The sequence below is a fragment of the Effusibacillus consociatus genome (assembly GCF_042652925.1).
Taxonomy (GTDB): domain Bacteria; phylum Bacillota; class Bacilli; order Tumebacillales; family Effusibacillaceae; genus Effusibacillus; species Effusibacillus consociatus.
In genome coordinates, this window is record NZ_JBHSHC010000045.1 from 1 (window position 1) to 9,312 (window position 9,312).

At 48.2% G+C, this 9,312-nt stretch carries 7 protein-coding genes, 1 tRNA gene, 2 rRNA genes and 1 pseudogene; 9 read left to right on the forward strand and 2 right to left on the reverse strand.

From position 1 onward, the window contains the following. The 4 genes from ACFO8Q_RS06850 to ACFO8Q_RS06865 form a co-directional block, all read left to right on the forward strand. Positions 1–250 (forward strand): 23S ribosomal RNA (locus tag ACFO8Q_RS06850); the annotation flags it as partial. Between the two features lie 352 nt (positions 251–602). After that, a 5S ribosomal RNA gene (gene rrf, locus ACFO8Q_RS06855) occupies positions 603–717 on the forward strand. Positions 718–964: 247 nt separating this feature from the next. Then, positions 965–1,477 carry a DUF2179 domain-containing protein gene (locus ACFO8Q_RS06860; RefSeq protein ID WP_380024990.1) on the forward strand — a complete coding sequence of 171 codons (513 nt, stop codon included), beginning with the start codon at positions 965–967 and terminating at the stop codon, positions 1,475–1,477. Positions 1,478–1,579: 102 nt separating this feature from the next. Then, a tRNA-Val gene (locus ACFO8Q_RS06865) sits at positions 1,580–1,654 on the forward strand. A 90-nt stretch (positions 1,655–1,744) separates the two neighbouring features. Here the strand turns inward: ACFO8Q_RS06865 and ACFO8Q_RS06870 are convergent. Beyond that, a complete protein-coding gene (locus tag ACFO8Q_RS06870; RefSeq protein ID WP_380024991.1) occupies positions 1,745–2,347 on the reverse strand; it encodes a sterol desaturase family protein in 603 nt (200 codons plus the stop codon). A gap of 147 nt (positions 2,348–2,494) precedes the next feature. On the opposite strand from ACFO8Q_RS06870, the gene ACFO8Q_RS06875 reads away from it, so the two are divergent. Next, positions 2,495–3,184, forward strand: coding sequence for an NUDIX hydrolase (locus tag ACFO8Q_RS06875; protein ID WP_380024992.1), 690 nt, complete (start codon positions 2,495–2,497; stop codon positions 3,182–3,184). Positions 3,185–3,193: 9 nt separating this feature from the next. Here the strand turns inward: ACFO8Q_RS06875 and ACFO8Q_RS06880 are convergent, their stop codons facing one another. Further along, entirely contained in the window at positions 3,194–4,018 is an 825-nt protein-coding gene (locus ACFO8Q_RS06880; RefSeq protein WP_380024994.1) for an MBL fold metallo-hydrolase, read from the reverse strand. Positions 4,019–4,076: 58 nt separating this feature from the next. Between ACFO8Q_RS06880 and ACFO8Q_RS06885 the strand changes: the two genes are divergently transcribed. The 4 genes and pseudogenes from ACFO8Q_RS06885 to ACFO8Q_RS06900 form a co-directional block, all read left to right on the forward strand. Next, entirely contained in the window at positions 4,077–4,883 is an 807-nt protein-coding gene (locus ACFO8Q_RS06885; protein WP_380024995.1) for a TIGR01457 family HAD-type hydrolase, read from the forward strand. Between the two features lie 271 nt (positions 4,884–5,154). Continuing rightward, positions 5,155–5,613: a transcriptional regulator NrdR gene (gene nrdR, locus ACFO8Q_RS06890; RefSeq protein ID WP_380024996.1), complete on the forward strand. Its 459-nt coding sequence runs from the start codon at positions 5,155–5,157 to the stop codon at positions 5,611–5,613. A gap of 10 nt (positions 5,614–5,623) precedes the next feature. After that, on the forward strand, positions 5,624–7,852 hold the full coding sequence (locus tag ACFO8Q_RS06895; protein WP_380024997.1) for a ribonucleotide reductase N-terminal alpha domain-containing protein: 2,229 nt from the start codon (positions 5,624–5,626) through the stop codon (positions 7,850–7,852). A 241-nt stretch (positions 7,853–8,093) separates the two neighbouring features. Beyond that, positions 8,094–9,074 (forward strand): annotated as a pseudogene (locus ACFO8Q_RS06900) (TSCPD domain-containing protein); the annotation flags it as partial. Positions 9,075–9,312: the final 238 nt, after the last annotated feature.

Below are 9,312 nucleotides of genomic sequence, written 5' to 3' on the forward strand. Positions count from 1 at the left end.
CTTAGTACGAGAGGACCGGGATGAACCGACCGCTGGTGTCCCAGTTGTTCCGCCAGGAGCATAGCTGGGTGGCCAAGTCGGGACGGGATAAGCGCTGAAAGCATCTAAGCGCGAAGCCCCCCTCAAGATCAGACTTCCCACACGGTCAACGTGGTAAGATCCCCTGAAGAAGACAGGGTAGATAGGCTGGGTGTGTAAGCACGGTGACGTGTTCAGCTGACCAGTACTAATCGATCGAGGGCTTAATCTAACAAACACCCCAAAAAGTGACGATAAGCTGCGAAGCTTATTCCGAGTACTTTTCGGGGCCCCGGAAAGTAATCTGGGGAAGTTGATTCCCATGCGCACCTCATATTCGCATCTGGTTTTCAGGGAGCAAACAGGAATAAGGGTGTTTCGGGGACTTAAAGATTCCATCCCGAAAAAAGCAAAATAAGGGTCTGAAAGCCCCTTAAAGTTGCTGAAAGCCTCTTAAAGTGGTTGTTGAAAGTCCTTTGAAGGCTCTGCAAGTCCTTTATGGGTCTGTAATTCCCTGATGAGGTCTGCAAGCCCTTGTGGGTCTGACGGATGGATGGAAGCAAGTCGTACAACATCCCTGCATGTCTAGTGACAATGGCGGAGAGGACACACCCGTTCCCATCCCGAACACGGAAGTTAAGCTCTCCAGCGCCGATGGTACTTGGGCACGAGCCCTGGGAGAGTAGGTCGTTGCTAGGCACCATAAGACCTGATCTGTGGATCAGGTCTTTTTTGATGCCTTACATATTCTCCAGTACGTTATAGCCACAAAGGCTAACACGTTCTTTACGTTTTTTAAATTTTGTATCTCTCCGAATTAGGAATGGATTTCTTCCAGATCCTCCATACAACATGGAATCGCTTATCAAGATTTAGGTTGGACTGTGCGTTCAGGAATGGTACTATCTAAAGCAACCCACTTCATTCTGCTAACTGAGGTGTTCTTGTGGAACAGATATTGACTATTTTTCTTATAAATATTGTATATGTTTCCTTTTTTACCATGCGGATGATCATGGTGATGAAGGGTCAGAAGCTTTTGGCGTCGATACTTAGTATGATTGAGGTTTTTGTTTATTTGATGGGGTTATCGCTCGTTCTGAATAATCTTGATAGCCCTCTTAATTTATTGTCTTATTGTATTGGGTGGGGAACCGGGGTGTATGCCGGAAGCAAAATAGAGGAAATGTTAGCCCTTGGGTATGTCACCGTTCAGATTGTGATTGATTCTGCCGACACTAATTTGGTTGCTCTTCTAAGGAAAAAGGGATATGGGGTGACCAGTTGGACGGCAGAAGGCAAAGATGGGACACGACATGTGATGCAAGTGTTGGCGAAACGGAGCAATGAAAGAAAGCTTTATGAAACAATTGAACAGGTAGCGCCAAAAGCATTTGTGATCTCCTACGAACCGAAATATTTCAAAGGTGGATTCTGGGTAAAACGAATTATGAAATAGTTGAACCTTTAAGTTAGGTGGGGCACGAATTACCACTTGCAAGAGGGCGGGCCTACATGCTATTATAACGGTTGTCAATATAGAACCACAACAAATGACTATGCGGCTATAGCTCAGAGGGAGAGCACCACCTTGACACGGTGGGGGCCATAGGTTCGATTCCTATTAGCCGCACCACATTTTGCACACGCTCTGAATCCAACACCGGATTCGAGTGTTTTTTATTTTGTCAGAGTAGGGTTCGATTACATCAGTACCTGGTTTTCATCATAAAAGTTTCCGCGCTGTGGAACTCAACTCCACATGTTTCTCATCCTCATACGTTCCCATAATCTTATCCATGCCCGGGTTTGTAACGCCAAACCAAAAGTTCTCGTTTTTATAATGATGCCACAGGTGATATTTTTTCATCCATTTTCCCCAAGGGGTTCGAGGTTTGATTGGGCGATGGGCAACAAAATGAACCCATTCGTAATAAAGAAGACATCCCACTCCACCTGCAACAACGGAAAATGAAAGAATTGAACTGTGAGTCACGGCATAAGCGAGCAGCCATACAATAAAAAAGTTAGGAATGCTGTACCAGACGGGGAGAAAAAGCAGATGCAGCTCGTTTGGCAATTCATGATGAGCATAATGCAGACGATTCAGAAGCCTGAGCAGCCACTTGTTTTTTGGTGGAGGAGCATGGAACAGAAATCGGTGAGTGGTGTACTCCGAAACATACCAGAGCAATACGCCGGTTAGTATGCCCACCCAGGTGGATCCTTGGTTCATGGCGGGTGCGATTCCAAATAAGCACCCGGCAAAAAGCAGAGTCATGATCCACACGCTTCTGTGGCTAAAAAATTCTTTTACATACACGTTCATCCCAGTACACTCCCTTTCATTTGCAGGTTTTACTGAATCTTATTCGCATCCTTCGAAAAATTGACCATATAGTCAAATTAAATGAATAAGATTTTTCATTTTCACTAGAGGCCTAGTCTGATAGCATAAGGGGAGGGAGGGCATGCTATGGCTGAAACAATCAAGCGCGCCGCAACTATGATTTTGATTCGCAATCGAGAACAGGGGCGGGGAATAGAAGTATATCTCACCAAACGACCGGGTACGATGCTGTTTCTTCCCGGGTACTATGTATTTCCGGGGGGCGTTATGCAGCAAGAGGATCAAAATGAGAGGATTTTTAGGCATTGCGTGAATCAGGAGCTCGGAGTCGGATTGTCATATGCCGTAACAGCCATTCGCGAATGTTTTGAAGAAGTGGGATACCTTCTTGCTGACCTAAACGAGGCCGGCTCAGGTGTGGCAGCAGAGCCAAATGAGATTCGCCGGCAGTTAGAATTGGGGGAGCTTATTTTTCACGATTGGGTTTTGTCCGGGAAAGTCCGATTGCGAACTGACCTGATACGTTACTACGGGCATCGCATTACACCGCGGGCAGTATCTCCCAGACGATTTGACACTCGTTATTTTCTGTCGATTGTTTCCCTTGATACGGAATTGCTGCCTTGTGAAAGAGAAGTTGATTCTGGAGTGTGGATGGATCCGCGAGAGGCTCTTGAAAAAGCGGAAAGGGGCGCCTTTAAGATGGTGCGCCCGACCATGGATGCACTTGCCGATTTGGCACGTTTTGAAAATGCGGAAGAGGCCTTCTGGCACGGAGAAGGTGTCGGGCAACCAAGGCCTCATGAACTGGCGTAAGCTTACCCTCTATATCAGCACATACCTGTCGTCTTTTTGACGGACTTTCTTCTCTTTTTGCAGCTTCTCGAGGTGTCCCAGAATCGTTCGCTCCGCCACCCAGATTACGCTCGGGTGAACTTGATCCCGGTAGATCGTATCCACAAGCTGCTCAAGTCGAAATGGATTTTGACTCAACAATTCGAGAATTTGCCGTTCACGTTCCAAGCGGCGTTGGATAAAAAATTCGATTTTCTCTGACGGGTTTCTGATGATATCCCCGTGGCCGGGAGCTATCAGTGACGGCTGTAGTTCCTGCAGTCGCTCCAGACTTGCCAGATATGCGGTGAGATCGCCGTCGGGAGGTCCGATCCAAGTCGTGCCTTCCGCAACAATATTGTCACCGCTGAATAATACCTTTTCTTCTTCCAGCCAAAAGTTTAAGTGACCATGTGTATGACCCGGCGTATGCAGGACAGTTAAGTTTATATCACCTGCTTGTACACTGTCGCCCTCTTGCAATGTGAAATCCACTTTGAATGGAGCGATTTTTTCCTCTATAGGCTGGACTTCGAGGGGATGACAAGCAATTGGACACTGATAAAAATCGGCCAACGCTTTTGCGCCGGGACTGTGGTCAGGATGATGGTGGGTCAGTAAGATGCCGGCCACTTTTTTAACAGCAAGCTGTGTGATGTATGTAAGTATCGTTTTTGCAGCTTCCGGGTTTTCGTATCCTGCATCGATGATCCATGCAGTTCCTTCACTTTCCACGATGTATACGTTCGTGGTGGTAGCAGGATACAAGGTCGGCGTGGATACCGGCAACCGGTGTACGTAGTTGGTTACGCGCATAGGAGATCCCCTTTTTTACAAGATATTATCATTATAATGCAGATGAAGGAGTCATCAAATGTTTGAAGCAGACAATTGGTTAAAAGAATGTGACGGGTTCCTGATCGATTTGGACGGGACGCTGTACAGAGGGCATGATGCCGTGCCTCACGCGAAAGAGTTTGTAGAATGGTTAAACCGGACGGGTAAGAAGTATCTGTTTGTCACCAATAATTCCTCCCGTTTGCCGCGACAAGTGGCGGCAAAATTGCGCGAAATGGGAATCCCGGCTGAGGAGGAACATGTATTTACCTCAAGTCAAGCAACGGCCATGTATATTCGGAATCACTCGAAAGTGGTGACACCGGCCGTTTATGCGATCGGGGAAGAGGGGCTTCTGTCGGCGCTAACGGATCTCGGATGCAGATGGGAAGAAGAGAATCCGGACTATGTTGTGGTGGGGATTGACCGCGATTTTACATATCAGAAGCTGATGACCGCAAGTCTTGCGATTCGGAAGGGAGCCGTTTTTCTCGGGACGAACGCGGATAAACGAGTTCCTACGGAAAAAGGGCTGGTTCCCGGAGCGGGATCTCTGTCACGTGCAGTGGCTGCCGCATCCGGTGGGGAGCCGGTTTGGATCGGGAAACCGGAAGCGCGAATGGTGGAATACAGCCTGCAGAGAATCGGAACAACCCCTGATCGGACCGTCATGATTGGGGACAATCTGGAAACTGATATTCTGGCCGGAATCAACGGGGGGATTCGGACGGTACTGGTCTTGACGGGGTATTCAAGCAGAAGAGATGCGGAGAGATCCAGTCATAAGCCGGACATGATTCTGGAGGATCTTTCGGAATTTCTCAGGTGCTTTGAAATTGAATAATGAGTCTAAAGACCTGTTTTGGGGCGTCAAGTGATAGACTTTGGAAAAGCCCGTCGTAACAGGTCTTTTTTGATACTTCTGGATCATTTATCTAGCAGTTTTCATTCAAATGCATCGTTTTTCATAGGAACAGAGCCCCTTTACATCACCTATATATAGTGTATATAATTTCATTACCCTCGCATCCTACACTATATGTAGTGTATAGTTACATAATACAGAACTTAATCTATTAATTGATTTTGACTCAGGCGAGGAACGGGGGATTGCCATGCGGTGTCCGTATTGTCATCACAGCGATTCGCGGGTACTAGAATCCCGGGCAAGCGAAGATCATACCACGATTCGCAGACGTCGTGAGTGCCCGTCTTGCTCGAAGCGTTTTACGACGTACGAAAAGATTGAGATGTCACCCCTGCTGGTTGTAAAGAAGGACAACCGGCGCGAGGAATTCTCGAGAGACAAGCTGATGCGAGGCATTCTGAAAGCTTGTGAAAAAAGGCCGATTGCAATCGAAGCCATCGAGCAAGTAGTAGATACGATTGAGCGGGAGCTTCGCTCTGAATACGAGAAAGAAGTCCCTGCAGAGCCAATCGGAGAGAAAGTGATGGGAAAATTGCGTGAGCTCGATGCAGTGGCGTATGTGCGCTTTGCAAGCGTGTATCGGCAATTCCGAGATGTCGAGTCATTTGCTCAAGAGATCTTGAGCTTGCTCGACTCCAAAAGATAGGAGGATATTGATGAAGGCTGAAATTACAAGTATGTTGCCATTTACCGCAGAGGATTTTCTCTCCCCCACTGGTGAGCGGATCGTTGCTGACCGGTACCTGCTAAAGGATGTGAAGAAAGAGACCCTGCAGCCAGGCAGTCTTGTGGTGGCCGTGATTGACAAGAAGCGCGCCCTGCATGAACTGGCTAAAGTTGTGGAACTCAAACCGGAACAGCGATTGGCAACTGTAGAACTGCGCGATGGTTTTCAAGTAGAACTCTCCTATGATCATATCGATGTTTTAAAAGAAACAGCACCTCGTCAAATGTGGCGCCGCATCGCAAAAGGGGCAGCGGAAGTCACCAAAGACCCGAAGAAATGGGAAGAAAAGTTTTATCAGCTGCAATCCGGCTGGAAGTACGTTCCGGGAGGCCGAATCAATGCTTCTATGGGTACCGGCATAAAGACAACCAGCTACAACTGCTTTGTAATTCCTAATGTGGGCCCGACTCCCCGCGATTATGCGAACTCCTTCGGGCAAACGCTTGAGATTCAGGCTCGATCCGGCGGTGTAGGGATGAACTTGTCCCAAGTTCCGCCGCAAGGAACTCTGGTACCTGTATCAGAGAAGTCCCGCAAGGCGGAACTGCAGTTAGTGCTTGATGTATGGCATGCGGACTTGCTGGATTTCCTTGCGGAAGATTACAAGAACAGTACCAAGGTGGTTCGTGTGAACAGTGAATTCCTGCGGGCTGTGGAAGAAGGCAGCACTTGGACCTTCTACTTCCCGGATCATGAAATCGAAGGATACGATGACAACTGGACGGGCAACTTGGAGGCATGGAGAGAGAAAGGCCTTCCGGTGAAGCAGGGTGAAACTCACTCCGCTGAAGAATTGTACGCGAAAATTTTGGAAAGCGGCGCGGTCGTAGTACAAGATCTGATCGGCGTAACATTGGTGCCTGGAGACCGACGCGGAACGATTGCCAACACTCTGGCCGACATGTGGGAAGCTATGATGGAAGGCAAGCGCGTTTCGGTTGTTCTGTCTTCGCTCCGTCCTCGCTACAGCTACGTTCGCGGTGTGAACGGCCGCAGTTCCGGTGCGTACACTTGGGGTCAGTTGTTCGATAAAGGAAACCAAGTCTTCGGACAAGGCTTTGGGCCTGTAGGTGTGGGCGAGATTATGAGCGTCGGTTGTCAGCTCACGCTGCAGGGCGGTTCTCGTCGCGGTGCATTGATGCTTATCTTGAACGACAAGCACGCAGATATCCGCAAATTCATTTCCTGTAAGCAAGTGGATGGCGTGATCACCGGTGCAAACATCTCCGTAGGTGTTTCCGAAGAATTCATGGAAGCGAAGAAACATGGAGAAAAATGGACACTCGGCTATCCGGACATTTCCGAAATGCAGGAGTTCAACGGTGACTTCCAAGAGTGGGAAGCTGCGGGACGGAAATTGAATATCAGCGAAGAGATTTCCGCAGCCGACATGTGGGATGAAATGATGGAGTCTGCTTGGAAATCGGCAGAGCCCGGAGTTGTGTTCATGGGCCGTTACAACTACATGTCCAACTCGCATTATTTCAATAAAATTGTGGCCACCAATCCCTGTGGGGAGCAAGGGCTTCCAGCATATGGAATTTGCAACTTGGGCGCAGTAGTTCTAAGCCAATTCACGATGGGGTTCGAGGACTCCGGGCAAAAAGCTAATTTTGCCGATAAGGAAAAAGAAGCTTACATCCGTCAGCAATTGCTGAAACACTTCCCGGAAGAACAGGCGGAATTCTTCCTGCATCACATAAAGTGGGAAGAGCTCGAAGTGACCACTCGTACCGGTCTTCGCTTCCAGGATGCGATCATTGACGCAACCTATTATCCGTTTGAAGAAAACCGCAAGAACCAGATGAACGAGCGCCGTGTCGGTCTGGGCATCATGGGTCTGCACGACTTGTTGATCCATTGCGGTGTCAAGTACGGTTCCGAAGAGTCCATGCAGCTGATCGATGTGCTGATGGGGATGATGGCAGAATGGTGCTACCTGGAATCGGTGGAATTGGCGAAGGAAAACGGTCCGTTCCCGGTATTTGCAGCAGAAAAATTCCTGCAATCCGGCTACATGAAACAAATGGCTGCCGAAAAGCCACACGTAGTGGAAGCCATCAAGAAATACGGAATTCGCAACGTCACAACCATGACGGTTGCACCAACTGGTACAACGGGTAAACAACAATTGCCCCCTATGCCGGTAACGGCATAGTGAAAACCTAGCTATATGCGGGAAACTCTGAGTATCCTTTGCTACCTTGTCTTGCCAACACGTACAAAAGGTAAAAATGCAAAGGTGCAGACAATCCGCAGGGAAGACGTGGCTGTCCCCTCAACGACTACATGCTGGGCAACCAGTTCGAAAACTGGTTGATGATATAGTCTGACCCACATAGCGATATGTGGAGTGGGTACTAATAGCCCCACCCTTCGAAAGAAGAGTAACAAAAGTGACAATGGTTGGCTGCAGCACAGGTTGTGAACCGTATTATGCTTGGTCCTATTTCCGCAATTCCCGACTCGGAATGTTTGAAGAAAATGCGGAAATCGTGAATCACTACAAGAAAAGTTATGGTGATGGAGAACTACCCGACTACTTTGTGACCGCAATGGATCTGACTCCGGAAGAGCATGTTCGCGTGCAGGCAGCTCTGCAAAAATGGATCGATTCTTCGATCTCCAAAACCTGTAACGCACCATTCAACTATACCGTAGAAGATACCAAGAAACTGTATGATCTGGCGTATGAGTTGGGATGTAAAGGGGTCACCATTTATCGTGACGGCTCCCGTTCCGAGCAGGTCCTGTCCTTGAAGGAAGAGTCCGAGAAGAAGGAAGAGCCGACAAAAGCCAAAGAGGAAGTTGCGGTAGCGGATCTCTTCATCCCGCGATCAGTCGAAAAACAAGGCTACGTGAACAAAGGTCGTCCGGATGTATTGTATGGGGCTACCTATAAGAAGGAAACTCCGCTGGGTACCGCCTACATCACCATTAACGACGATCCGGAAGAGCAGTTGGCGACTGAGATTTTCGTCAACATCGGGAAAGCGGGCAGTGACGTGTATGCGGCAAACGAAGCACTCGGCCGTGCGATTACCCTCTACCTGAAGGATTCTCAGAACCCGGATAAGGAAGCGGTGCTCGTCAAGCACTTCTCCGGCATTGGCGGATCAAACGCTGTCGGCTTTGGGGATCGCCGGATCACATCAGTTCCGGATGCAATTGCAAAAGCGTTGATCGAGCATTCGGAGACTTTCCCGCTGCGTCGGTTGAACCACCTGGAAATGGCCGCATCCATACAGCTGCCGATCGATCGAGTCTCCCTGCGTGAATTCAGTACCGGGAAAGACCTGTGTCCGAACTGTCACCAGCACTCTCTCGTAAGACACGGTGGATGTCATGAGTGTGAAGCTTGCGGGTTTAGTAAGTGTTAATGATCAATAGCGCCCTTGATTGGGCGCTATTTTTGTGATTTTTCATTATTAGCCCAAGTTTGGCGACATAAATTTCCAATCCCTTTCAGGATAAGGTATTTCGGATTCAATTCTTGTTTTGTAGTCCTAAAATATTTAGCGAAATCATTCTGAAAATCCGTTTATTTTGAAGGTTTTATTCTATACTTATCGTAGTCCTATTATTTTTTCGTCTGGGGGGCTACAATGTTCCTTAAAA

What these genes read in the sequence shown, in the direction of transcription:
- ACFO8Q_RS06870 (WP_380024991.1), bottom strand. Translation starts at nt 2,347, where the DNA reads ATGAACGTGTATGTAAAAGAATTTTTTAGCCACAGAAGCGTGTGGATC.
- ACFO8Q_RS06875 (WP_380024992.1), top strand. Translation starts at nt 2,495, where the DNA reads ATGGCTGAAACAATCAAGCGCGCCGCAACTATGATTTTGATTCGCAAT.
- ACFO8Q_RS06880 (WP_380024994.1), bottom strand. Translation starts at nt 4,018, where the DNA reads ATGCGCGTAACCAACTACGTACACCGGTTGCCGGTATCCACGCCGACC.
- ACFO8Q_RS06885 (WP_380024995.1), top strand. Translation starts at nt 4,077, where the DNA reads ATGTTTGAAGCAGACAATTGGTTAAAAGAATGTGACGGGTTCCTGATC.
- nrdR (WP_380024996.1), top strand. Translation starts at nt 5,155, where the DNA reads ATGCGGTGTCCGTATTGTCATCACAGCGATTCGCGGGTACTAGAATCC.
- ACFO8Q_RS06895 (WP_380024997.1), top strand. Translation starts at nt 5,624, where the DNA reads ATGAAGGCTGAAATTACAAGTATGTTGCCATTTACCGCAGAGGATTTT.